Source organism: Streptomyces sp. NPDC001904, from assembly GCF_040297005.1.
Lineage (GTDB): Bacteria > Actinomycetota > Actinomycetes > Streptomycetales > Streptomycetaceae > Streptomyces.
This window is the reverse complement of record NZ_JBEOYI010000002.1, coordinates 194,374-217,072: the sequence shown is the minus strand read 5'-3', so window position 1 is coordinate 217,072 and position 22,699 is coordinate 194,374. Positions and strand designations below refer to the sequence as shown.

Genomic DNA, 22,699 nt, shown 5'->3' with positions numbered 1-22,699 from the left:
CTCGCATAGTGAACTCCCCGCGTACCAAGCGGAGTTCACGCACCACCGGTAACAGCCGCCGCGCCACCACGGGGGTGTTCGGCGCGGCGGTGCTCCTGCTCGGCCCCCTGATCGTGGTCACAGGGAGCGACGCCTTCAGAGCGGCGCTCGACTTCACCACGGGGGTGCTGTCCCTGGTGTCGCTCTCGGCATCGGTCGTCTGGGGCCTGGTGGCCTCGGACCGTCTGTTCCTCACCTCGCGGCAGCGGCTGCTGTCCCAGGCCGTCCACCGGACCACGGCGGTCGCCTCGCTGGGCTTCCTGCTGCTGCACGTCAGCGTGAAGCTGGCGCTCGCGCACGTGACGGTCATCGGGGCGCTGATCCCCTTCGGCACAGGCGTCACCGGCAGCAGCGGCCTGATCGGCCTCGGGGTGCTCGCCGGGCTCCTGATGGTGACCACCGGCATCACCGGCGCGCTGCGCAGCTCGATGGCCTCCCCGGCCCGGCTCGCCACCCGCTGGCGCGCGACCCACATGCTCGCCTATCCGGCCTGGTGCTTCGCCCTGATGCACGGCCTGTACGCGGGCCGGCCGCCGAAGACGTACGTGATCGTCCTGTACTGCCTGTGCCTGCTCGCGGTCGCCGGCGCGGTGGCCCTGCGGGCGGCGCCGAGGCCCGTGAAGGCCAAGGTGGCGGCCCGCATCCTCACCCTCCTCGACCGGGACGCCCGCGCCGTGCGCGGCCCACGCGGGATCGGCGCGATGAGCGGGACGAGCCGCGCGGCCGAGCGACCGCCCCGGCCGGCGGACGAGACGCCGGTGCGCCCCGCGCCGCCCGACGCCGGGTTCGCCGCCGCCTACCGCGCCGTCTCGACCGCCCCGCGCGCGGAGGCGATCACCGAATCGATCCCCTACGTGCGGGCGACGCCCTACCCGGCGCCCACAGAACCGCCCCCGGATCCCCTGGAGGCCGTGGACCCCCTGACGGCACCCCTGAACACCGTCGAGCCGGCCGCCACCCAGCGCTGGCCCGCCCCTTCGCCCCCGCCCCCGGCCGAGGCGCCGCCGTCCGCGTACGACCCCACGTACGACACGCCCTACGGAGGGATGCCCCGGTACGAGGCCACCTACGGAAGCCCGTACGGAAACGACGCCCCCTACGGGACCCAGGACACCACCGGCGCCCACCCCGCGCCGCCCCCCGACCCCTTCCAGCCACCGTCCTCCGGTGAGCCCTGGTCCACGCCCTACGGAGGAGCGCAGTGAACACCGCACTGCCCGACGTCCCGGAAGTACGCGTCGTCGGCCTTCCCCAGCTCACCGCCGGGTTCGACCTGGTGGAGCGGCTCGACCTCGACATGCATCTGAAGGTGCACGGCCCGCTGGAGCCCATGGCGGGCGAGCAGCTGGCCCGGCTGGCCCAGGCGGTGTCGCTGCGCGGCCGGGGCGGCGCGGGCTTCCCGTTCGCCAAGAAGCTGCGCGCGGTCGCCGAGTCGGCGATCCGGCGCGGGGTGCGCCCCGTGGTCGTCGTCAACGGCAGCGAGGACGAGCCGGCCTGCCGCAAGGACACGGTGCTGCTCAACCGGGCCCCGCACCTGATCCTCGACGGCGCCCTGCTGGTCGCCGAGGCGCTCGGCGCGCGCACCCTCGTCGTGGGCGTGACCCGCGACTCCACCGAGGCCTCGATGCAGGCGGCCTTCGCCGAGCGCGGCCTGACCAACCGGCGCGGCGCCCCGCTTCGCGCGCGCGTGCAGCGCAATCCGGTGCGCATGGTCACCGGGGAGTCCTCGGCGCTGATCCGCTCGGCGGACGGCGGCCCGCCGATGCCGCCGGGCCGCAAGGTCCGCGCCTCCGACTCCGGGGTGGGCGGCGCGCCCACGCTCCTGTCGAACGCGGAGACCTTCGCGCAGCTCGCCATCGCCGCCCGCACCGGCCCCGAGCGCTACTGCCGCACCGGCCTGCACGACGAGCCCGGCACGGTGCTGCTCACCCTCTCCGGCGCGGTGGCCCGGCCCATGGTCCTGGAGGTCCCCTCCGGTGTCCCGCTGCGTTACGTCCTTCAGCTCGCCGGCGCCCCGCCGCTCCCCCAGGGCGTGCTCACGGGCGGCTACCACGGCAAGTGGCTGGACGGCGTCGGAGCGCAGGACGCGATCGTCTCGCGGGCCTCCCTGGAGGCCTGTGGCGGCGCTCTGGGCGCGGGCGCGATCCTGCCGATCGGCCCGGACACCTGCCCGCTGGGCGAGTCCCTGAAAGTCGCGCAGTGGCTGGCGGCGGAGAGCGCGGGCCAGTGCGGGCCCTGCTACCTCGGGCTCCCGGCGGCGGCGCGCGGCCTGGAGGACGTCCTGAACGGCGGCGGCCCGACCGCCCTGGAGGCGCTGCGTGAGGTGACCCGCGCGGTGAAACGCCGGGGCGCCTGCAAGCACCCCGACGGATCGGCGGCGTTCATCGAGTCGACCATCTCGGCGTTCACCGACGACCTGGCCGCGCACGTGCTGGGCGCCGGATGCGGGCGGCCGGTGCGCGGGGTGCTGCCGCTGCACACCGAGGCCCCGCCGAGCGCCACCCCCAGCGGCAAGCGGCTCGCCGTCGACTGGACGCTGTGCCAGGGGCACGGCCTGTGCGCGGACATCGTGCCGGAGCTGATCCAGCTGGGCCCCGACGGCTTCCCCTCGGTCGCCGAGGCGGCGGTGCCGCGCTACTCGGAGGCGAACGCGGTGCGGGCCGTACGCCGCTGCCCGGCGCTCGCCCTGCGCCTCGAGTCCGACCCCGCGGCGCTCCCGCCCCGTCCCACGTCACCGCCCGCACTGCCACCGGGCCGCAGCCGCGCCCGGAGGTAGCCGGACACAAGAAAGCGGGCCATCCGAATCGGATGGCCCGCTTTCAATTACTGTGGAGCTAAGGAGAATTGAACTCCTGACCTCCTGCATGCCATGCAGGCGCTCTACCAACTGAGCTATAGCCCCTTGCGGTGTGCTGCCGTGGTGTCCTTGAGGTCTTCCTTGTCGGTTTCCCCGGCGGCGACGCCAACATTACACGGTCACCTGGGTGCACCACCAAATCGTTTCCCATCTGCCCCACCTTGTTGGGAAAAGATCCTTATGGGGCCACTACGGTGCGTCCCGTGACCGCGCTCGTCCTGCCTCGTACCCACCGTCGTGTCTCCGTATCCGTGGGAGTCTGCCTGCTCTCCTTCGTGAGCTTCTGCATCGCCCAGCGCGCGGCTCACGTCTCGATGATCGACCTGCTCGTCTACCGGGCGGAGGGCGCGACCGTACGGGCGGGCGGCGATCTGTACGCGCTCCGGGTGACCCACGCCGGGCTGCCGACCACGTACCCGCCGTTCGCCGCGCTGCTGTTCACGCCCCTGCCCCTGCTGGACCTCGCCTCCCTGCGCGCCGCGGCGACGGCGCTGAACCTCGCCCTGCTCGTCGCGTTCGTCCATCTCTCCCTGCTGCTCGTGCGACGGCACGCGCGCGTGGAGCACGCCTTGTGGGTGGCGGCGGGCGCCGTGTGGTGCGAACCGGTGTGGACCACCCTGCGCTACGGCCAGGTCAACCTGCTGCTCGCCGTGCTCGTCCTGTGGGACCTGACCCGGCGGCCCGGACACCGGTGGGCCGGGGTGGGCATCGGGGTGGCCGCGGCGATCAAGCTGACCCCGGCGCTGTTCGCGGTGTTCCTGCTGTGCACCGGCCTCGCGCTCGCGGCCACCCGGGGCGCGTGGCGACCGTGGCTGCGCGCGGCGTCCGTGGCGGCCGTCACGTTCGCCGGTGTCACGGCGCTGACGGCCGTGGTCCTGCCGTACGACTCGCGCCGCTTCTGGACCCGGACGGTCTTCGAGGCGAGCCGGGTCGGGCACGCCGAGGAGACCGCGAACCAGTCGCTGCGCGGTGTTCTGGCCCGGCTGCTGCACACCGACGACCCGGGCCTGTGGTGGGTCCTGGTGGCCGCCGCGGTGGGGACCGCCGGCCTCGCGGTGGCGGTCGCGGCCGCGCTGCGCGGACGGCGGGCACTCGCCGTCGTGGCGTGCGCGACGACGGCGCTCCTGGTCAGCCCGGTCTCCTGGTCGCACCACTGGGTGTGGTGCGTCCCGCTGGTCCTGCTGACGTGGGAGGCGGGCCGCCGCCGCACCGCGGCCGTCCTCGGAGCGGTGTTCTGCTCGTACGCCCTGTGGTGGGTGCCGCACGGCGGCGGCCGTCCCGAACTGCACCAGAGCGGTGTCCAGTTGCTCCTGTCGGCCCTCTACGTGGGAGCGGGCTGCGGCTTTCTGGCGTACGCCGGGGTCAGGCTCTGGCGAACGAGTAGAACCGCTTGAGCGTGCAGTGCTCGTCCAGCAGACGGCCGTAGATCGGCTCGCCCTCCAGCTCCCGGTACGTCTCGATCGGGTCGCCTTTTATGATCAGCGCCCGCGCGCACTCCTCGCACCAGTACTGGTAGTCGGGGTTGAGAGGTTCCATGTCGCGCACGATGGGCGTACCACTGCCGCACCAGTCGCACTTCCTCCTGTGTGCACCCATCAATCAGCTCCAGCTGTGGCCGCAGGCCGTGCACACGTACGAGACCCCGCCGTTGTCACCCAGCATCTGGGCGACATGGGAGGAACCGCAGGACGGACAGTTGAGAAGCACCCGGGTGCCGCGCGAGGCGACCTCCTGGGCGAGGACGCCGGGGGCGGGCGGGGACGGGGGCTCGGCGGATATCGCTGCCTCGCCGAGGAAGCGGTCGGCCTCCTCGTTGATGCTCGCGGGCATCGCGCACTCCCTCCCGTCGGGCCGTCTTCGTCGGTCGGACGCTGCCCCTTCCCGGCCGTCCGATTCTGCCACGGCCGGAGCAATACGGTCAGCGACGCCTGCGTACCAGTCCGGACACGGCGCCCACGACCGCCACCGCGGCGAGTGCGTAGGTGCAGATCAGGAGCGCGTCCGAAGAGTTGTACGCCCCAGGAGCCCCCAGCGACTCAACGCGGCCGAGGAAAAGCGTGCCGAAGGCGGCGACGCCGATCAGCATGCCGAGCTGGGTCATGGTGGTGAGCAGTCCGCTGGCGTCGGCCGCGTCCTCGGGCCGCACCGTCGCCAGGGCCCCGGTGAGCGTCGGGCCGAAGGCGAGCGCGAGGCCCGCGCCGATCGCCACGAAGGACAGGTGAAGAACCGCACCGCCGTCGCCCCCGCCGTGCAGGGCGAGCCCGGTGCCGAGCGCTCCCGCCGCCGCGAGGGCGAACCCGGCCGGGATCAGGACCCGTTGCACACGCGCCGGCCAGCGCCGCCAGGTCAGCCCGACGGCGCCGAACGCGACCGCGGTGGGGGCGACGGTCAGCCCGGCCCGCAGCGGGCCGTCGCCGAGGCCGCTCTGGAGGTGCAGGGTGAGCGCGAAGAGGTAGCCGGCGTTCACGGCCATCACGGCGAGCACCCGGAACACGGCGAGGCCGATGCCGGGCAGCCGCAGCACCCGCGGCACGATCAGCGGCGCCCCGCCGCGCCGGGCGAGAGCGGACTCGTAGCCGCAGAACAGGGCGAAGAGCACGACGGAGGACGCCAGGCAGAGCCAGGACCACAGCGGCCAGTCCTGTTCCTGGCCGAGCACCAGCGGCACGGTCAGCAGCGACACCGAGCCGCCGAGGAGCACCAGCCCCACCAGGTCGAGGCGGCGCCCGGCGCCGCGCCCGGTGTCGGCGGGCAGCGCGCCCCGGCCGAGGACGAGCAGGGCCACGCCGACGGGCACGTTCACCAGGAACGCCGCGCGCCAGCCGGTGCCGAACAGATCGGCGCCGACCAGCAGTCCGCCGAGCACCTGCCCGGCGGCGGCGCCCACGGCGAGGGCGGCCGCGTACAGGCCGAGCGCCCGGGTGCGGGCCTCCCCGGCGAAGTGCCGCTGGATGAGGCTGAGCACCTGCGGCACCAGCAGGGCCGCGCCGGCCCCCTGCACCATGCGGAAGGCGATCAGCTGGCCGCTGCTCTGCGCGAGGCCGCAGGCGAGCGAGGCCGCGGTGAACACGGCGAGCCCGCCGAGCACCGCCCGCCGGTGCCCGAACAGGTCGCCGAGCCGGGCACCGGTGATCAGCAGGACGGCGTACGTGATGGTGTATCCGGCGACGATCAGCTGCAACGCGGAGCCGGACGCGTGGAGTTCGGCGCGGACGGTGGGGGCGGCGACGTTCACGATGAACACGTCGAGGACCGCCATGAACTGCGCGGTCAGCACCACGGCGAGCAGCCGCCGGTTGCCGCGCGCGAGACCGTTGTCGGTGCCGTTGTCAGTGCCGTTGTCAGTGGCGCGGGCTTTACTGGACACGGGAGTTGGGGACTGGGGACCTTCCGGGGCGGTTGTCGTCATGCCTGGAGCGTGACGGCGATCGGACACGGGTACCGAGAGCCCGCTGATGCTGGTACCGGCACCACCCGGTTCGTACCTTCCGGGGCCCGGCACGGGGGCACACGATGGGGGATGTGACGACGATGACCACGACGGAGCGGACCACGGGCAGGCCGGCGAACCGCCGCAGGCCGGAGCTGGCGGCCTTCCTGCGCAGCCGCCGCGCCAGAGTCGGCCCGCAGGACGTGGGCATGCCGGCGGGGCCGCGCCGGCGCACCCCCGGCCTGCGCCGCGAGGAGGTCGCCCAGCTCTCCGGCGTCGGCGTCACCTGGTACACGTGGCTGGAGCAGGGCCGCCCGATCAATGCCTCGCCGCAGGTCCTGGACGCGGTCGCGCGCACCCTGCGGCTCGACCGGCCGGAGCGCGAGCACCTGTACCACCTGGCCGACGTGGCGTTCGCGCCCGCGCACGAGGACGCCGGGCAGTCGGTGGGCCCGCAGGTGCAGGGCATCCTCGACGCGATCGGCCCGCTGCCCGCGGTGGTCTACAACGCCCGGTACGACCTGCTGGCGACCAATGCCGCCTACCGGTCGCTGTTCATCGTCGTCCCCACCCCGCCGCCCCGGATCCCCAACGCGCTGCGGACGCTCTTCCTGGCCCCCGAGGGGACCTGCCCCCTGGTGCACCGGGAGGCGGAGCTGCCGGTGATGGTGGCGACCCTGCGCTCCGGTTACGGACGGCACGTGGGCGAGCCCGCCTGGGAGGGCTTCATCGGCGAGCTGGCGGCGGCCAGCCCCTACTTCGCCGGGCTCTGGGAGGGCGGCGACGTCGTGCCTCCGGGCCCCCGCGTGAAGACCTTCCGGTGCGACCGGTCGCCGGGGGAACTGCGGATGACGTCGACGTCCCTGTCGATCGACGGGATGCCGGAGTGCCGGATCGTCGTGTACTCGCCCGCGGACGACGCCACCCGCGCCTATCTAGACGAGGATCGGGGCAGAGAAAAATCCCGCCCCTGACGGGACGGGATTTCTTTCTGTGGAGCTAAGGAGAATTGAACTCCTGACCTCCTGCATGCCATGCAGGCGCTCTACCAACTGAGCTATAGCCCCTTGCTTTCATTCGGTTTCCGGCCGGTTTCCCCGGCGGCCCGAACAAGAAGAACTCTAGCCTGCGACCTGCCAGAAAGTGAAATCCGGCCCCCGTGCCGCGGGGACCGGCCGACTCAGTCGTCGTCGCCGAGCACCGGCTCCGGCAGCGTGCCCGCGTTGTGCTCCAGCAGGCGCCAGCCGCGTGCGCCCTCGCCGAGCACGGACCAGCAGCAGTTCGACAGCCCGCCGAGCCCCTCCCAGTGCTGGGACTCGAGCCCCAGGAGGCGGCCGATGGTGGTGCGGATGGTGCCGCCGTGGCTGACCACGACGAGCAGGCCGCCGTCGGGCAGCTTGTCGGCGTGCCGCAGCACCACGGGCGCGGCCCGGTCGGCGACCTCGGTCTCCAGCTCGCCACCGCCGCGCCGCACCGGCTCGCCGCGCTTCCACGCGGCGTACTGCTCGCCGTACTGCTCCTGGATCTCGTCGTGCGTGAGGCCCTGCCACGCGCCGGCGTACGTCTCGCGCAGGCCCTCGTCGTACGTGATGTCGAGGCCGGTCAGCCGGACCAGCTCACCGGCGGTGGCGGCGGCCCGCTTGAGGTCGGAGGCGACGATCGCGTCCGGCTTCAGGGAGGCGAGCAGCCGGGCGGCGCGCCGGGCCTGCCCGGTGCCGGTCTCGGTCAGCTCGATGTCCGTGGTGCCCTGGAAGCGGCGCTCCAGGTTCCAGGAGGTCTGGCCGTGCCGCCACAGGATGACCCGGCGACCGCGTGAAGCCGCCGTCAAAGGACCTCACCGCCGAGGTCCCGGATGTCCTCGGCCTCGGCCGCCGCCTCCTCGCGCTGGGCGTGCTCGGCACCCTTGCCGCGGGTGGCCTTGGCCTCCTCGGGCAGGTCCAGCTCGGGGCAGTCCTTCCACAGCCGCTCCAGGGCGTAGAAGACGCGCTCCTCGCTGTGCTGGACGTGGACGACGATGTCGACGTAGTCGAGGAGGATCCAGCGGGCGTCGCGGTCGCCCTCACGGCGGACCGGCTTGGCGCCGAGGTCCTTGTTCAGGCGCTCCTCGATCTCGTCCACGATGGACTTGACCTGGCGGTCGTTGGGCGCCGAGGCCAGCAGGAAGGCGTCCGTGATGGACAGCACGTCGCTGACGTCGTAGGCGATGATGTCGTGCGCGAGCTTGTCGGCGGCCGCCTGCGCGGCGGCGTTGATGAGCTCGATGGAACGGTCAGTGGCGGTCACTACAAGGCTTTCGGTCGAAGGTCGGGGCGATCTTTTCGGGTCGGATACCCCCGGAATTCCCCCGGACTGTCCCTCACCGGGCCTCACGGGGATACCCCAAGGGTCTCACGGACCACCGGGCGGCCTCACGGCATTGCCGGCGCCCCCGTGCGGGGGGCGTCGGCGCCGGGTGTCACTTGCCGGTGTAGTTCTGGCCGAGGACGACGGACACGTCCGCGTTCGCGGTGGTCTCGCCCTTCTTCACGGCCGAGGTCGGCAGGTTCAGGGTCTTGGCGACCTCCACGGCGTCCTGCTTGCTGTCCGCGTCCGCGTAGGTGATCCGGGAGGCGGCCACCGCCGTGTCCGTACCGCCGGAGACGTAGGTGTAGCCGCCGTTGACCAGGGCCACGCGGGCCAGCTCGGTGCGGCCCTTGTCGCCGGTGGCGTTCTCGACGGAGACGCGCGGGGAGTCGCCCGAGGACGGGGCCTTCACGGTGCCGCCGAGGACGTCCTTGACCACGGAGTTCGCGGTCGCCTTGGAGAGGGAGCCGTCCTGCTGGACCGGGAGCAGGGCGGTCTTGTAGTCGCCCTCCTTGGCGTGGTCGGCCAGCTTGGCGAGGAAGGCGCCGAGGTCCTTCTCGGTGAGCGGCGGCTCGATGATCTGGGTGAGGGTCTGCACGGTGGTCGTCGCGGCCTGCGGGTCCGAGGAGATCTTGCGCAGGACGCCCTGCATGACCTGGCCGAACCGCATGAGCTGCGCGGTCTCCGACTCGCCCTTGGCCCGGTAGGTGGCGTAGGCCACGGCCGGCGCGCCGCTCAGGGTCTGGTCCTGGCCCTTGTGGACGAGGGTGGTGCCCTTCTTGGCCGGGTCCGGGACGTCGGTGTCGGTGGTGATGTCGATGTTGCCGACGAGTTCGACGAGGTTGCTGAGGAAGGGGGTGTCGAGCCGCCAGGTGCCCTCGATGTCGGTGCCGAGCAGGGTGTCGATCGAGTCGCTGGTGCCCGAGGAGCCGTCGTCGTCGACGGACTTGGCGAGCGTGGTCGAGCTGCCCTCCTCGTCCGTCAGGCCGAGGGTGTTGGGCAGCAGCACGGTCGTGCCCTGCTTGGTGGTGGTGTTGTTGACCAGCAGCGCCGTGGAGGTGCCGCCGCCCTTGGTGTTGTGCAGGTGCACGACGATGACGTCGCGGTTCTGCGGACCGGCGGCGGCCGCAGAGCCGGTCTTCGAGGCGTCGTCGGACAGGAACGGCAGCTTGCCCGCGGACCAGAGGTAGCCGACGCCGCCGACGACGCACAGCGCGAGGACGACGACGAGGGCGACGACCCGGTTGCGGCCGCGGCGCCGGGCCTCCTCGCGCCGCTCGGTGCGGGACTCGGTGAACTTCAGCCAGTCGATGACGTCTTCGGAGTTCTCGTCCGGCTCCTCGACGAACTCGAACTGCTCGGTGCGGTACTCGCGCGGCTCGGCGTCCCCCTGGGCCTCGCCCTGCGACGGGGCCTGCGGCCGGGGCTCCGGCTGCGCCGGGGGCTGAACGGGCGGGGCCTGCTGCGGGATGTACGCGGTGGCCTGGGCCTGCTGCTCGGGGCGGTACCCGGCGCGCGGCTGCTGCCCGGTGCCGGCGGCCGCGCCGTAGGGGTCGTAACCGCCCGAACTCCCCTGCTGCGCCCCGCCGTAGGGGTCGTAGGACTGCGGCGGGACCGGCTGCTGCTGCCCGGTCGCGTACGGGTCGTAGCCGTAGCCGTACGCGGGGTCACCGGTGGTGCCCTGGGGGTAGGGGTGGTTCGCGTGCTGCTCGTACGACGGCGTCTGCCCGACCTGCCGGTAGACCGGCTGGCCGAATTCGTCGTAGCCGACCAGCTCGTAATTCTGCTGGTCGTAACCGTCGTATCGGTCGTTCACCGATGCCCCTCTCGGCGGTGCAGGGTCATTCGCCTCGGTACAGCTGACGTTTGTCGATGTAGCGCACCACACCGTCCGGCACCAGGTACCAGACGGGGTCGCCCTTCGCGACCCGGTCACGGCAGTCCGTGGACGAGATCGCGAGGGCGGGCACCTCGACGAGCGAGACGCCGCCCTCCGGCAGGCCGGGGTCCGCGAGCGGGTGACCCGGCCTGGTCACGCCGATGAAGTGTGCCAGGGAGAAGAGCTCTTCGGTGTACCGCCAGGTGAGGATCTGGCCCAGGGCGTCGGCGCCCGTGATGAAAAAGAGGTCCGTGTCCGGATTGAGCGCGCGCAGATCGCGCAGCGTGTCCGTCGTGTAGGTGGGTCCGCCGCGGTCGATGTCGATGCGGCTGACCGAGAACTGCGGGTTCTCGGCGGTCGCGATGACCGTCATCAGATAGCGGTCCTCGGCGGGCGAGACCTTCTTGTCGCTCTTCTGCCAGGGCTGCCCGGTCGGCACGAAGACCACCTCGTCGAGGTGGAACTGCGAGGCGACCTCACTGGCCGCCACCAGGTGTCCGTGGTGGATCGGGTCGAACGTTCCGCCCATGACGCCGAGGCGTCTCTTGGCCGGTGAGACCCACTGGTGATCCGGGCCGCCGGTCGGGCTGTTGACCGGGCCGGTAGGCATGTCCTGCGCTCCCATGCGTGCAGAGCCTACTGGCCCGATCCGGGTGGTCCCGCCGGGAGGGCCCGGAGAGGATCAGCGGTCGCGGTTGAAGCGGGTCGTGATCCAGAGCAGCAGCAGCAGGATGATGAAGGCGGCGCCGCCCGTCATCAGGGGGCTGATGCTCTCGTGGTTGCCGCCGTGCTCGCCGCCCTCGGAGGCGAGGGTGGCCAGCTGGGCAGCGGTGGCGTGGAGGCTCATCGTCAGCAGGACCTATCCGGTGTGGGATCGGGACAAAGACTTCCCGCCCATCGTAAGCGGGGGCCCTGGCGGCGCTCACGCCGACTCTGCCGTACGGGTCCGCGCATACGGCCGGCCGGGTCTGCGGGTCAGTCGTCGCGCTTGTAGCCGCGCAGCAGGAACCAGGCCAGGAAGACGGCTCCGAGCACACCGACGACCAGCACGATGCGCAACAGGTTGCCGGCGCCCTGGTCGGACGCGGCGATGATGTGATCCATGGCGGTTCGCTCCTTCTGTCTGCTGACCCGTCACGGTATCTCCGCCTAATGTGGTCCCCATCTCGGGGGCACGACCGGACGACAGACATGGGGGGCCGCATGCCCGACGTACCGAACGAGCAGCACGATCACGTACCCAGCAGGCAGCGCAGGCGCTTCCCCGGGATCTCCTCGCGGGCGTACGAGCACCCCGCGGACCGCTCGGCGCTGGTGGCGCTGCGCAAGCTCACCGGCTTCGACACGGTCTTCAAGGCGCTGAGCGGCCTGCTGCCCGAGCGCAGCCTGCGGCTGCTGTTCCTGTCGGACTCGGTGCGGGTCTCCGACGATCAGTTCGCGCACCTCAACTCGATGCTGCGGGACGCCTGTTACATCCTGGACCTGGAGAAGGTCCCGCCGATGTACGTCCAGCAGGACCCGCAGCCCAACGCGATGTGCATCGGCCTCGACGAGCCGATCATCGTCGTCACGACCGGCCTCGTGGAGCTGCTCGACGAGGAGGAGATGCGGGCGGTCGTGGGCCACGAGGTCGGCCACGCGCTGTCCGGCCACTCGGTCTACCGGACGATACTGCTGTTCCTGACGTCGCTGGCGCTGCGCGTGGCGTGGATCCCGCTGGGCAACCTCGCGATCATGGCGATCGTGACGGCGCTGCGCGAGTGGTTCCGCAAGTCCGAACTCTCCGCGGACCGGGCCGGGTTGCTGGTCGGCCAGGACCTCCAGGCCTCCATGCGCGGCCTGATGAAGATCGCGGGCGGCAATCACCTGCACGAGATGAACGTGGACGCGTTCCTCAAGCAGGCCGAGGAGTACGAGGCCGGGGGCGATCTGCGCGACTCGGTCCTCAAGATCCTCAATGTCATGCCGCGCTCGCACCCGTTCACCACGGTGCGCGCCGCCGAACTGAAGAAGTGGGCGGAGTCCCGCGACTACCAGCGGCTGATGGACGGCCACTACCCGCGCCGCACCGAGGACAAGGAAGCCTCGGTGACGGACTCCTTCCGCGAGTCGGCCGCGCACTACTCGGAGCACGTGAAGAACTCGAAGGACCCGCTGATGAAGCTGGTCAGCGACATCGCGGGCGGCGCGGGCGACCTGGGCGGCCGGGTGCGGCGCGGCTTCGGGAGCTTCGGCGGCCAGAGCGGCCAGAGCAGCGACGGCGGCAGCGGCGGGGGCAACAACGGCAACCACGGCGCCCGGGACGACGAGGACTAGTCTCCCGGGTGCTTCTGCCGGACGGACGGCTGGGCACCGGGCGCGAGCGCGCCGCACAGCGCGGTCGCGCCGCCCGTGGCGTACGGGTCGGTGCCCGCCGGGCCGTCCTTCGTGGCCCGCTGCCCCGCGAGCAGCGGGTGCAGCCGCTCGGCCGAGTCGGCGGAGCAGGACAGCGGCCCGGCCTGGAGGTAGGACACGAGCACCTCGGCCTGGTGGTTGCGCAGGTCGTCGCGGTCGAAGCGGAAGTGCAGCTCGCGCCGGACCGTGAACAGGGACGCGTCGGCGTCCGGCCGGTCGACGGGCCGCAGCGCGTACACGAACGTGTGGTCCGAGGTGACTTCCAGGGTGTCCGCGTCCGTCTCGGCGACGTGCAGGGTGCCGGTCACCCGGATCCGGGAATCGGCGAGGGCGGTCTCGGCCGGGTCGAAGCGGACCAGCCAGCCGGTGGCCGCGTGCCGGCCGTCGGCGGCCGGGTGGTCGAAGCTCTGGTCGAACTGGTCGAGCTGCTGCGGGTCGACGAGCTGGCGCACCGGCCGCAGGGTGGAGCCGGTGAGCACGTCCGGGTCGAGCGAGGAGTCGACGAGATAGTCCTTGGACGTGGTCAGCGCGGCGACGACCTGGCTGTCGGAGAAGTGCGCGGTGCGCCTGGTCGGCGTGGGCAGCGCGATGCCGTCGGCGGCGGTGTGGAACTGGGCGGCGGGGCTGTGCTCGTAGAGTTCGGCGGCCGAGGCGGCGCCGGGCACCTTGCCGGCCGGGGAGAGCGGGATGACGGTCATCCGCAGCGGTTCGGTGTGCCGGACGGCCCGGTCCGTGCGGTAGGGGCTGCGGACGCCCATGTAGATCGCGGTGCCGAAGGCGAGCACGATCATCACGACGAGGACGACGGCCTGCCGGGTCAGTCCCCGGCGCAGCGCGGGCGTGCGGCGCACGGCGGGGGCGTGGTCGGCTATTCGCTCCTGTGCGGAGAATTCCTGGAGCCGGGCAGCCCGGACGAACGACTCGTCGAACACGACGGATCGGTATTCGTCCTCGCTTCCGCCACCACCTCCGGGGCCGCCTTCGGGGGTCCCCTCCGGTGGGTCTGCTGGCCCGCCCATACCTTCAGGGTAGGTCCCTGGGGCCTCAGGTAAACGCCCTGGTACACGACAACTTCCGTCAGGGCGTACGGGGAACCGCCGACACCGCGGGCCGCGAGTAGTCGGCGGAGGCGGACGGGCCCGGCACGCTCTTCTCCAGCTCCGTCGTCGCGGGCGGGGGCACCCGGTCGTCCTGGCGGCCCGCGGAGGCGCCGCGGTAGACGGCCGTGAAGGCGAGGGCGACCATGCCGACGCCCATCAGCAGCGCGAGCGCCCAGGCGACGGGCCTGCGCCAGCGCATCCGGCCGGGGTAGACAGCACCGCGGCCGGCCGCGTCGGGCCCGTCGTCGTACAGGTCGTCGAGCTCGCGGCCGAAGTCGGCGTCGTCGGGGCCGAACCCCTCGGGATCGGACTCGTCGTAGAAATCGTCGTCGGCGCCGCGGCGTATGCGCGCCCTGCGGGCCTCGGCCTCCTGGGCCTCGGCACGGGCCTGCGCCGCGGCGAGCAGGCGCTCGACCGCGGTGGGCTCATGGACCTTCGCAGCCCGCACGAAGTCCTCGTCGAAGACCACGGAGGCGAACTCGTCGTCCGAACCCCCGCGGTCGTGGTCGTCGTCGGGCTCCCAGCCGTCCGGAAACGGCGTGCCCCCCACGTCCTCCGGCACCTGTCCAGAGTAGACCTGAGGGGTCAATTTGGGCAGACAGTAAGGAAATTCACCGCACGAACCGCACCACTCGGTGATTAACGGGTGTGCCCGTCGCCCGTGACGATGTACTTCGTGCTCGTCAGCTCCGGCAGCCCCATGGGGCCACGGGCGTGCAGCTTCTGCGTGGAGATGCCGATCTCGGCGCCGAAGCCGAACTGGCCGCCGTCGGTGAACCGGGTCGAGGCGTTCACGGCGACGGTCGTGGAGTCGACGAGCTGGGTGAAGCGGCGGGCCGCCTGCTGCGACGTGGTGACGATGGCCTCGGTGTGGCCGGAGGACCACAGGCGGATGTGCTCGACGGCGCTGTCGAGGTCGTCGACGACGGCGGCCGCGATGTCGTAGCTCAGGTACTCGGTCTCCCAGTCCTCGGGCGTCGCTTCGACGACGGTGGCCTTGGACTGTTCGGCGTAGCCGAGGATCCGGGTGTCCGCGTGGACGGTGACCCCGGCGTCGGCGAGGGCGTCGAGGGCGCGCGGCACGAACGCGTCGGCGATGCCGGCGTGCACGAGGAGCGTCTCGGCGGAGTTGCAGACGGAGGGCCGCTGGGCCTTGGAGTTGACGAGGATGTCGACCGCCATGTCGAGGTCGGTGTCCTTGTCGACGTACACGTGGCAGTTGCCGGTGCCGGTCTCGATGACGGGCACGATCGAGTTCTCGACGACGTTCTTGATGAGGGAGGCGCCGCCGCGCGGGATGAGGACGTCGACGAGGCCGCGGGCGCGCATCAGCTCGGTCACCGACTCGCGGGACTCGCCGGGCACCAGCTGGACCGCGTCGGCGGGCAGCCCGGCGCCGCCGACGGCGTCGCGCAGGACGCGCACCAGCGCGGTGTTCGATGCGTACGCGGAGGAGCTGCCGCGCAGCAGGACCGCGTTGCCCGACTTGAGGCAGAGGGCGGCGGCGTCGACCGTCACATTGGGCCGGGCCTCGTAGATGATGCCGACGACGCCGAGCGGGACGCGGATCTGGCGCAGGTCGATGCCGTTGGGCAGGGTGCTGCCGCGGACCACCTCGCCGACCGGGTCGGGCAGCGCGATGACGTCACGGACGTCGGAGGCGATGGCGCGGACGCGCTCCGCGGTGAGGGTGAGCCGGTCGATGATCGCTTCGCTGGTACCGGCCTCGCGGGCCTTGGCGATGTCCTGGGCGTTGGCCTCGATGATTTCGGCCGTGCGGACTTCGAGGGCGTCGGCGATCGCGGCCAGGACGTCGTCCTTCTGCGCGCGCGGCAGCGGGGCGAGGGTGTTCGCGGCGGCGCGGGCGCGGTAGGCGGCTTGAGTGACCGGAGTCATCGAGTCGTACGGGTTCAGCGAAGGCGTCATGCTCCGCAGGGTAACGGGGGTGCGGGCGGCGTCCAGCACGTGTTTCGGGGGGTGAGACATGGCTGAAAACGGTTCGTGGGTGGGGGGTTCTGTTTCGTCGCCGGGTAGCGGGTTCGTCGTGGCTGCTCGCGCAGTTCCTCGCGCCCCTGCGGGGCACTCAGAAAGGATGCACGCCCACCGGGGTCGCCGGGAGGGGGCCGTAGCCCTCCGCGATGCGGTGGTGGTAGGTCTGGCGGTCGATGACCTCCAGGCCGACGATCTCCCACGGCGGCAGCTGCGACGTCTGGCGGTGCTCGCCCCACAGGCGCAGGGCGACGGCCGCGGCGTCGTGCAGGTCGCGGGCCTCCTCCCAGTAGCGGATCTCGGCGTGGTCGACGGCGTAGCGGCTCGTCAGCAGGAAGGGGTGGTCGTGGGCGAGCTGTTCGAGGCCACGGCGGACTTCGGCCAGCGGTGCCTCGGCGCCGGAGACGCTGAGCGTGATGTGCCACAGGCGGGGGCCTTCCTCGGCCACTCCCGTGGGCTCCCCGACGGCGTCCGCGGTCTCGCCGGACAGCTCCTCGTACGCGTCCCCCGCGGCCACACTCGTCAGGGCCCGCTCAGCCGACCCTCGGGACCCCTTGGACACGGCCCCCGGGCGCGCTCGTCTCACGACGGCCTCCTTCGCGAATTGGTCGTGATGGTCGTGCGGAACCACTTCGGCTGAACTCCCTGCCTCAAGAGTTGAGCAGGACACGAGCCTTCGTGGGGTGGTTTTGGGGAAGGTCCCCCACGGGTGGCAGGCTTTCGGCCGATTACACAGGCGGTTTCGAAGGTGACGGGCGGTGTTTCAAGCCGGGAGGAGGACCAGATCGTCCCTGTGTACGACTTCGCGTTCGTAGGCCGGGCCGAGGTCGCGGGCGAGCTCCCGGGTGGAGCGGCCGATCAGCTGAGGGATCTCCTTGGCGTCGAAGTTCACCAGACCGCGGGCGACCGCGCGCCCGCTCTCGTCCCGCAGCTCGACCGGGTCGCCGGCGCTGAACTCGCCCTCCACCGAGGCGATCCCGGCGGGCAGCAGCGACTTGCGCCGCTCGACCACCGCCCGTACGGCACCCTCGTCGAGAGTGATCGCGCCCTGCGGGGTGGAGGCGTGCTGGAGCCACAGCAGCCGGTCGGCGCTGCGCCGTCCCGTGCGGTGGAAGTACGTGCCGGTGTCGCGGGCGGCGAGGGCGTCGGCGGCGGACGACGCGGAGGTCAGCACGACGGGGATGCCGGCGGCCGCGGCGATGGAGGCGGCCTCGACCTTGGTGACCATGCCGCCGGTGCCGACGCCCGCCTTGCCGGCCGAGCCGATCCTGACGTGCGCGATGTCGGCGGGGCCGCGCACCTCGGCGATGCGGGAGGTGCCGGGTTTCGCGGGGTCCCCGTCGTAGAGCCCGTCGACGTCGGAGAGGAGCACCAGCAGGTCGGCGTGGACGAGGTGGGCCACGAGCGCGGCCAGCCGGTCGTTGTCGCCGAAGCGGATCTCGTCGGTGGCGACGGTGTCGTTCTCGTTGACGATCGGGAAGGCACCCATGGCGAGGAGCTGGTCGAGGGTGCGCGAGGCGTTGCGGTGGTGCGCCCTGCGGGCCATGTCGTCGCTGGTGAGCAGGACCTGGCCGACGCGGACGCCGTAGCGGGCGAAGGAGGCCGTGTAGCGGGCCACGAGCAGGCCCTGGCCGACGCTGGCCGCGGCCTGCTGGCGGGCGAGGTCCTTGGGGCGGCGGGTCAGGCCGAGCGGGGCGAGTCCGGCCGCGATGGCGCCGGAGGAGACGAGGACGATCTCCTTCGCTCCCCCGCTCCGGTGCTTGGCGAGGACGTCCACCAGGGCGTCGACGCGGTCGGCGTCCAGCCCCCCGGCGGCCGTGGTGAGCGACGACGATCCGACCTTGACCACGATCCGGCGCGCTTCCGCGACGCCCTGCCGCGCCGAACGAGCTGCCCCTGTTGTTGCCCCTGACATGCTGCGCAATCTACGGGACGTGACCGGACGGACGCTCAGGGATTTCGAGGGGCGGACGCCCGCGGTGCCCGGCCGCCGTGCGTAGAGGACCTCGGCTCACAAAGGAGATGTCCTTTGACCCTATTTGTCGTGATTGATTTCACCGAGGATTGCTACGGGACCGCTCAAAGTCATACGGTCAGTGGTCAGCCTTTTCACCGAGGTGAGCCAGCCCCCCACGGTCCTCCTCGTCCTCCTATCCCTGCCAGGAGCCCAGCCCGTGCCCTCCGCCGGACTTGCCCCCCGCCGCATCGTGCAGCTCTCAGCGCTGTTCGCGATGTTTGCGCTCTATGTGGCCCAGCTCGTGAGCGCGCTCGTTCCGTATGTACCCGTGTTCGTCGTCGCGAGCGCCGCGGGCCTCGCCCTCGACACGTATCTGCAGTTCCGCCAGCCGGGCCTGCTGTCACTCCTGGGCAAGATCCGCTTCGACGTCACCGTGCGTCAGCTGCTGCGGGACATGCTGATCTTCGTCGGCCTGCTGCGCATCGACGGCATCGACCCGCTCGGTGAGCAGGCGCCCCTGCTGATCATGGTGCTCGCGGTCTACGTGCTGCACTTCGCCTGCCAGGCGGCCGCCGTCCTGGTGCGCCGCACCAGGACGCTGCCGATCGTCACCCGGAACATCGACTCCACCCCGCTGCGGCTCTCCGCGGCCCCGCCGCGCCTGCTCGCGCGCCGCTCCAGCCACCGTCTCCTTGCCTTCTCGGTGCCGGCCACGATCGGCCTGCTGCTGACGGCCGCGACGACGAACGCGCTGTGGGGCGGCATCGGCATCGGCGTCTCGATCGTGCTGCTGGGCGGCGGCGCCGCCTACCTGGCGACCTGGCTGCTGCCGAAGAAGCGCCCGCTGAACGACCAGCAGACCATCGAGTGGCTCGACCGATGGCTGGCCGACTACCAGCCGACCGTGGCGATGTACTTCTCCGGCGGCACGACCTCCGCGTACCAGGCGAACATGTGGCTCTCCACGCTCGCCGACGTCGACGGCAAGCCGCTGATCGTGCTGCGTGAGCGCTTCATGGTGAACAAGATCGACGCGACCGACGTGCCGATCATCTGCTTCCCGAAGGTCGCCACGATGTTCTCGCTGGAGAACTCGACGCTGAAGATGATGCTGCACCCGGCGAACGCGGCGAAGACCTCGCAGGTGCTGCGCATCCCGACGATCAAGCACGCCTTCATCAACCACGGCGAGTCCGACAAGCTGTCGTCGTGCAACCCGTACGCGAAGGCGTACGACGAGGTGTGGGTGGCGGGCCCCGCGGCCCGCGACCGCTACCAGCTGGCCGACGTCGGCGTCGACGACAAGGACGTCGTCGAGGTGGGCCGCCCGCAGCTGTCCCCGATCGAGGTCGGCACGGGCCCGGCCACGGGCGCGTACACCACCGTGCTCTACGCCCCCACCTGGGAGGGCTGGGACGGCAACCCGGGCAACACCTCGGTGATCCTGGCCGGCGAGAACATCGTGCGGCACCTGCTCGCCGACGACCGGGTCCGCCTGATCTACAAGCCGCACCCGATGACCGGTTCGCAGGTCCCCGCCGCGGGCGAGGCCAACCAGCGGATCATGGCGATGATCCGCGAGGCCAACACCCGCCGCTCGGGCGCCCGCCCCGGCCCGGAGGCCGCCGCCGAGCTGACCCGCGCGGCCGCCGCCCTCGACCGGCTGACCTCCACCGCCTTCCGCACCAGCGCGGACGAGATGGAGAAGATGCTGCTCCAGGGCAGGCCCGAGGGTGACCGTGCCACGGCCGTGGCCGAGGCGACGGCCGCCTGGGAAGCCGCCTACTGGGCCTCCTTCCCGGAGTGGGAGCACCTGATCGTCACCGAGGCCCGCCCGGCGATCTTCACCTGCTTCAACCAGGCCGACGTGCTGATCTCCGACGTCTCCTCGGTCGTCTCCGACTGGCTGAGCAGCGAGAAGCCGTACGCGGTCGCCAACACCACGGGGCTGTCCGAGGCGGACTTCCGCACCGGTTTCCCGACGGTGAGCGCGGCGACGATCCTGACGCCGAAGGCGAAGGGCGTACCCGCCCTTCTCGCGGCCGTTCGCGGCGAGGCCGAGGACAAGTACGCCGAGGCCCGTCTGGAGCTCAAGGAGCACCTCCTGGGCCCCTCGGACCCGCCCTCCATGGACCGCTTCAACGGCGCCGTGCGCGCGCTGTGCACGCGGGCCGACGAGCGCCGGGTGCGGATGGCCGCGCGCGGCGAGAGCGAGATCCCGATACAGCGCGAGGACTCGGTCGAGGAGCAGGTGGCCGAGGCCGTGGAGGCCGAGGCGGCGGACGCGCAGGACTCCGCCGAGTCGGAGGACTCCGTCACCGCGTGACACCGCACAGAGCATGAGGAAGGGCCCGGGAGATTCTCCCGGGCCCTTCCTCATGCGTGCGAACTCATGGCTGCACAGGCTGCCTAGAACGGGTTGAACTCGTCGAACTCCGCCTGTGCCTCGTCCCGCTCCGCCTGCCGGTCGCGGCGGCGCTGCGCGGCCGGCCGCGGGGCCTCCAGACGGTGGTCCTCGCCACGGCGGCCGAGCATCTCGGCGCCCGCCATCATGGTGGGCTCCCAGTCGAAGACGACCGCGTTCTCCTCGGGGCCGATGGCGACGCCGTCGCCGTTGCGGGCGCCCGCCTTCATCAGCTCGTCCTCGACACCGAGGCGGTTGAGACGGTCGGCCAGGTAGCCCACGGCCTCGTCGTTGTTGAAGTCGGTCTGGCGCACCCAGCGCTCCGGCTTCTCGCCCCGTACGCGGAACAGCGGCTCGCCGTCGACGTCCTCGCGGGTGACGGTGAACCCGGCGTCGTCCACGGCCTTCGGGCGGATGACGACGCGGGTCGACTCCTCCTTGGGCTGCGCGGCGCGGTGCGCGGACACCAGCTCGGCGAGGGCGAAGGAGAGCTCCCTGAGGCCCTTGTGGGCGACGGCGGAGACCTCGAAGACCTGGTAGCCGCGCTCCTCCAGGTCCGGGCGGACCATCTCGGCGAGGTCCTGGCCGTCGGGGATGTCGATCTTGTTCAGGACGACGAGGCGCGGCCGGTTCTCCAGGCCCGCGCCGTACTCGCGCAGCTCCGCCTCGATGATGTCGAGGTCGGAGACCGGGTCGCGGTCGGACTCCAGCGTCGCCGTGTCGAGCACGTGCACCAGCACACTGCACCGCTCCACGTGCCGCAGGAACTCCAGGCCGAGGCCCTTGCCCTGGCTGGCGCCCGGGATCAGGCCCGGGACGTCGGCGATGGTGTAGACGGTCGAGCCCGCGGTGACCACGCCCAGGTTCGGGACGAGCGTCGTGAACGGGTAGTCGGCGATCTTCGGCTTGGCCGCCGAGAGCACCGAGATCAGCGAGGACTTGCCGGCGCTCGGGTAGCCCACGAGGGCGACGTCGGCGACGGTCTTGAGCTCCAGGACGACGTCGCTCTCGTCGCCGGGCACGCCGAGCAGCGCGAAGCCGGGGGCCTTGCGGCGGGCCGAGGCCAGCGCCGCGTTGCCCAGGCCGCCGCGGCCGCCCTGGGCGGCGACGAAGGTGGTGCCCTGGCCGACCAGGTCGGCCAGCACGTTGCCCTGCTTGTCGAGGACGACCGTGCCGTCGGGCACGGGCAGGACCAGGTCCTGGCCGTCCTTGCCGGAGCGGTTGTCACCGGCGCCGGGCGCGCCGTTGGTCGCCTTGCGGTGCGGGGAGTGGTGGTAGTCGAGGAGCGTCGTGACGTCCTGGTCGACGACCAGGATCACGTCGCCGCCACGGCCGCCGTTGCCACCGTCAGGGCCGCCGAGCGGCTTGAACTTCTCACGGTGGACGGAGGCACAGCCGTGGCCCCCGCTACCCGCGGCGACATGCAGTTCGACGCGGTCCACGAAGGTGGTCATGGTTGGTGCCTCCAGAGACTTACGGAAATGTCTAACGTCTAACACGCGAAAGGCGGACCCGCTTCCCCGAAAGGGAAGTGAGGTCCGCCTCGCGAAAACTGCCGGTCAGGCTGCCTTTCAGGCGGCGACCGGAACGATGTTCACGACCTTGCGGCCACGGTGGGTACCGAACTCCACCGCACCGGCGTCGAGCGCGAACAGCGTGTCGTCCTTGCCACGACCCACGCCGTTGCCCGGGTGGAAGTGGGTGCCGCGCTGGCGGACCAGGATCTCACCGGCGTTGACGGTCTGACCGCCGAAGCGCTTCACGCCGAGCCGCTGAGCATTGGAATCGCGCCCGTTCCGAGTGGACGATGCGCCCTTCTTGTGTGCCATGTCTCAGTCCCTACCCTTACTTCGCAGCCGCGGGGATCTCAGTGACCTTGATCGCCGTGTACTGCTGGCGGTGGCCCTGACGACGGCGGTAGCCGGTCTTGTTCTTGTAGCGAAGGATGTCGATCTTCGCACCCTTGTGGTGGTCCACGACCTCGGCCTGGACCTTGATGCCGGCCAGGACCCACGGGTCGCTGGTCACGGACTCGCCGTCGACAACGAGCAGCGTAGAGAGCTCTACGGTGTCGCCAACCTTGGCGGTGGAAAGCTTGTCAACCTCAACGATGTCGCCGACAGCAACCTTGTGCTGGCGACCACCGCTGCGCACGATGGCGTACACGCGGATCTCTCTTTCGCTCGGAACGGAACCCCCGCAGTCCAGCCGCGCGAGGCGGCCTCTCCGAGAATCCCGGCCGATTCGGCAGAGAATCCGGAGGAAGAGGTTTACGGGAGTGAGACGCGTCGATGGACACGCCGACGG

Annotated in this window: 23 protein-coding genes and 2 tRNA genes; 6 read left to right on the top strand and 19 right to left on the bottom strand. The window is 71.7% G+C overall.

The window, feature by feature from the left end; all coding sequences use genetic code 11:
- Positions 1-8 precede the first annotated feature (8 nt).
- Both ABT127_RS03475 and ABT127_RS03470 read left to right on the top strand, forming a co-directional pair.
- On the top strand, positions 9-1,244 hold the full coding sequence (locus ABT127_RS03475) for a ferric reductase-like transmembrane domain-containing protein (RefSeq protein ID WP_351444231.1): 1,236 nt from the start codon (positions 9-11) through the stop codon (positions 1,242-1,244).
- Positions 1,241-2,815: an NADH-ubiquinone oxidoreductase-F iron-sulfur binding region domain-containing protein gene (locus ABT127_RS03470; protein ID WP_351444230.1), complete on the top strand. Its 1,575-nt coding sequence runs from the start codon at positions 1,241-1,243 to the stop codon at positions 2,813-2,815. Before ABT127_RS03475 ends, ABT127_RS03470 begins: the two co-directional genes overlap by 4 nt.
- Positions 2,816-2,868: 53 nt before the next feature.
- On the opposite strand, the gene ABT127_RS03465 is transcribed toward ABT127_RS03470, so the two are convergent.
- Positions 2,869-2,941: transfer RNA gene (locus ABT127_RS03465), tRNA-Ala, on the bottom strand.
- A 158-nt stretch (positions 2,942-3,099) separates the two neighbouring features.
- On the opposite strand from ABT127_RS03465, the gene ABT127_RS03460 reads away from it, so the two are divergent.
- Positions 3,100-4,290, top strand: coding sequence for a glycosyltransferase 87 family protein (locus ABT127_RS03460; RefSeq protein ID WP_351444229.1), 1,191 nt, complete (start codon positions 3,100-3,102; stop codon positions 4,288-4,290).
- Here ABT127_RS03460 and ABT127_RS03455 read toward each other — a convergent pair.
- The 3 genes from ABT127_RS03455 to ABT127_RS03445 all read right to left on the bottom strand — a co-directional run bounded on the left by ABT127_RS03455 (position 4,259) and on the right by ABT127_RS03445 (position 6,173).
- The gene (locus ABT127_RS03455; protein ID WP_266719727.1) at positions 4,259-4,492 is read right to left on the bottom strand and encodes a hypothetical protein; all 234 of its coding nucleotides are present in this window, start codon (positions 4,490-4,492) and stop codon (positions 4,259-4,261) included. The two genes, ABT127_RS03460 and ABT127_RS03455, sit on opposite strands and share 32 nt — an antisense overlap.
- A gap of 3 nt (positions 4,493-4,495) precedes the next feature.
- Positions 4,496-4,726, bottom strand: a complete 231-nt coding sequence (locus ABT127_RS03450; RefSeq protein ID WP_351444228.1) for a hypothetical protein — start codon at positions 4,724-4,726, stop codon at positions 4,496-4,498.
- Positions 4,727-4,814: 88 nt separating this feature from the next.
- Entirely contained in the window at positions 4,815-6,173 is a 1,359-nt protein-coding gene (locus tag ABT127_RS03445; protein ID WP_351444619.1) for an MFS transporter, read from the bottom strand.
- Positions 6,174-6,409: 236 nt separating this feature from the next.
- On the opposite strand from ABT127_RS03445, the gene ABT127_RS03440 reads away from it, so the two are divergent.
- A complete protein-coding gene (locus tag ABT127_RS03440; protein WP_351444227.1) occupies positions 6,410-7,300 on the top strand; it encodes a helix-turn-helix transcriptional regulator in 891 nt (296 codons plus the stop codon).
- 20 nt (positions 7,301-7,320) lie between these two features.
- Here the strand turns inward: ABT127_RS03440 and ABT127_RS03435 are convergent.
- From ABT127_RS03435 to ABT127_RS03405, 7 genes are all read right to left on the bottom strand, one after another.
- Positions 7,321-7,393, bottom strand: a tRNA-Ala gene (locus ABT127_RS03435).
- Between the two features lie 113 nt (positions 7,394-7,506).
- Positions 7,507-8,154, bottom strand: a complete 648-nt coding sequence (locus tag ABT127_RS03430) for a histidine phosphatase family protein (RefSeq protein ID WP_351444226.1) — start codon at positions 8,152-8,154, stop codon at positions 7,507-7,509.
- Complete coding sequence (gene rsfS, locus ABT127_RS03425; protein ID WP_351444225.1) at positions 8,151-8,609, bottom strand: ribosome silencing factor; 459 nt, start codon at positions 8,607-8,609, stop codon at positions 8,151-8,153. The genes ABT127_RS03430 and rsfS overlap by 4 nt, the downstream gene beginning before the upstream one ends.
- Positions 8,610-8,781: 172 nt before the next feature.
- Positions 8,782-10,485 (bottom strand): LCP family protein, encoded by a 1,704-nt coding sequence (locus ABT127_RS03420; protein ID WP_351444224.1) that lies wholly within the window; start codon positions 10,483-10,485, stop codon positions 8,782-8,784.
- Between the two features lie 25 nt (positions 10,486-10,510).
- On the bottom strand, positions 10,511-11,173 hold the full coding sequence (nadD, locus tag ABT127_RS03415) for a nicotinate-nucleotide adenylyltransferase (protein ID WP_351444223.1): 663 nt from the start codon (positions 11,171-11,173) through the stop codon (positions 10,511-10,513).
- 57 nt (positions 11,174-11,230) lie between these two features.
- Complete coding sequence (locus ABT127_RS03410; RefSeq protein ID WP_181512755.1) at positions 11,231-11,395, bottom strand: hypothetical protein; 165 nt, start codon at positions 11,393-11,395, stop codon at positions 11,231-11,233.
- 128 nt (positions 11,396-11,523) lie between these two features.
- Positions 11,524-11,652, bottom strand: coding sequence for a hypothetical protein (locus ABT127_RS03405; protein WP_351444222.1), 129 nt, complete (start codon positions 11,650-11,652; stop codon positions 11,524-11,526).
- A gap of 99 nt (positions 11,653-11,751) precedes the next feature.
- On the opposite strand from ABT127_RS03405, the gene ABT127_RS03400 reads away from it, so the two are divergent.
- Positions 11,752-12,864 carry a M48 family metallopeptidase gene (locus tag ABT127_RS03400; RefSeq protein ID WP_351444221.1) on the top strand — a complete coding sequence of 371 codons (1,113 nt, stop codon included), beginning with the start codon at positions 11,752-11,754 and terminating at the stop codon, positions 12,862-12,864.
- On the opposite strand, the gene ABT127_RS03395 is transcribed toward ABT127_RS03400, so the two are convergent.
- From ABT127_RS03395 to proB, 5 genes are all read right to left on the bottom strand, one after another.
- Positions 12,861-13,961 (bottom strand): SCO2583 family membrane protein, encoded by a 1,101-nt coding sequence (locus ABT127_RS03395; protein ID WP_351444220.1) that lies wholly within the window; start codon positions 13,959-13,961, stop codon positions 12,861-12,863. The genes ABT127_RS03400 and ABT127_RS03395 overlap by 4 nt on opposite strands.
- A gap of 58 nt (positions 13,962-14,019) precedes the next feature.
- Positions 14,020-14,604 carry an SCO2584 family spore wall biosynthesis protein gene (locus ABT127_RS03390; RefSeq protein WP_351444218.1) on the bottom strand — a complete coding sequence of 195 codons (585 nt, stop codon included), beginning with the start codon at positions 14,602-14,604 and terminating at the stop codon, positions 14,020-14,022.
- Positions 14,605-14,681: 77 nt separating this feature from the next.
- Positions 14,682-15,968 (bottom strand): glutamate-5-semialdehyde dehydrogenase, encoded by a 1,287-nt coding sequence (locus ABT127_RS03385; RefSeq protein WP_351444217.1) that lies wholly within the window; start codon positions 15,966-15,968, stop codon positions 14,682-14,684.
- A gap of 157 nt (positions 15,969-16,125) precedes the next feature.
- Entirely contained in the window at positions 16,126-16,617 is a 492-nt protein-coding gene (locus tag ABT127_RS03380) for a DUF8830 family protein (RefSeq protein WP_351444216.1), read from the bottom strand.
- A gap of 177 nt (positions 16,618-16,794) precedes the next feature.
- On the bottom strand, positions 16,795-17,946 hold the full coding sequence (gene proB, locus ABT127_RS03375; RefSeq protein WP_351444215.1) for a glutamate 5-kinase: 1,152 nt from the start codon (positions 17,944-17,946) through the stop codon (positions 16,795-16,797).
- A gap of 259 nt (positions 17,947-18,205) precedes the next feature.
- Here proB and ABT127_RS03370 point away from each other — a divergent pair, with 259 nt between their 5' ends.
- On the top strand, positions 18,206-20,314 hold the full coding sequence (locus ABT127_RS03370; protein WP_351444214.1) for a hypothetical protein: 2,109 nt from the start codon (positions 18,206-18,208) through the stop codon (positions 20,312-20,314).
- Between the two features lie 83 nt (positions 20,315-20,397).
- Here the strand turns inward: ABT127_RS03370 and obgE are convergent, their stop codons facing one another.
- The 3 genes from obgE to rplU form a co-directional block, all read right to left on the bottom strand.
- Complete coding sequence (gene obgE, locus ABT127_RS03365) at positions 20,398-21,846, bottom strand: GTPase ObgE (protein ID WP_351444213.1); 1,449 nt, start codon at positions 21,844-21,846, stop codon at positions 20,398-20,400.
- A gap of 117 nt (positions 21,847-21,963) precedes the next feature.
- Positions 21,964-22,221 (bottom strand): 50S ribosomal protein L27, encoded by a 258-nt coding sequence (gene rpmA, locus ABT127_RS03360; RefSeq protein WP_026245994.1) that lies wholly within the window; start codon positions 22,219-22,221, stop codon positions 21,964-21,966.
- Between the two features lie 16 nt (positions 22,222-22,237).
- Entirely contained in the window at positions 22,238-22,558 is a 321-nt protein-coding gene (gene rplU, locus ABT127_RS03355; RefSeq protein WP_351444212.1) for a 50S ribosomal protein L21, read from the bottom strand.
- Between the last annotated feature and the right edge of the window lie 141 nt (positions 22,559-22,699).

Excerpts from the sequence above, each read along its gene's own strand:
- obgE (WP_351444213.1), bottom strand. The coding sequence starts at position 21,846 with ATGACCACCTTCGTGGACCGCGTCGAACTGCATGTCGCCGCGGGTAGC.
- ABT127_RS03405 (WP_351444222.1), bottom strand. The coding sequence starts at position 11,652 with ATGGATCACATCATCGCCGCGTCCGACCAGGGCGCCGGCAACCTGTTG.
- nadD (WP_351444223.1), bottom strand. The coding sequence starts at position 11,173 with ATGGGAGCGCAGGACATGCCTACCGGCCCGGTCAACAGCCCGACCGGC.
- ABT127_RS03410 (WP_181512755.1), bottom strand. The coding sequence starts at position 11,395 with ATGAGCCTCCACGCCACCGCTGCCCAGCTGGCCACCCTCGCCTCCGAG.
- ABT127_RS03400 (WP_351444221.1), top strand. The coding sequence starts at position 11,752 with ATGCCCGACGTACCGAACGAGCAGCACGATCACGTACCCAGCAGGCAG.
- rpmA (WP_026245994.1), bottom strand. The coding sequence starts at position 22,221 with ATGGCACACAAGAAGGGCGCATCGTCCACTCGGAACGGGCGCGATTCC.
- ABT127_RS03450 (WP_351444228.1), bottom strand. The coding sequence starts at position 4,726 with ATGCCCGCGAGCATCAACGAGGAGGCCGACCGCTTCCTCGGCGAGGCA.
- proB (WP_351444215.1), bottom strand. The coding sequence starts at position 17,946 with ATGTCAGGGGCAACAACAGGGGCAGCTCGTTCGGCGCGGCAGGGCGTC.
- ABT127_RS03385 (WP_351444217.1), bottom strand. The coding sequence starts at position 15,968 with ATGACGCCTTCGCTGAACCCGTACGACTCGATGACTCCGGTCACTCAA.
- ABT127_RS03395 (WP_351444220.1), bottom strand. The coding sequence starts at position 13,961 with ATGGGCGGGCCAGCAGACCCACCGGAGGGGACCCCCGAAGGCGGCCCC.
- ABT127_RS03455 (WP_266719727.1), bottom strand. The coding sequence starts at position 4,492 with ATGGGTGCACACAGGAGGAAGTGCGACTGGTGCGGCAGTGGTACGCCC.
- ABT127_RS03440 (WP_351444227.1), top strand. The coding sequence starts at position 6,410 with ATGGGGGATGTGACGACGATGACCACGACGGAGCGGACCACGGGCAGG.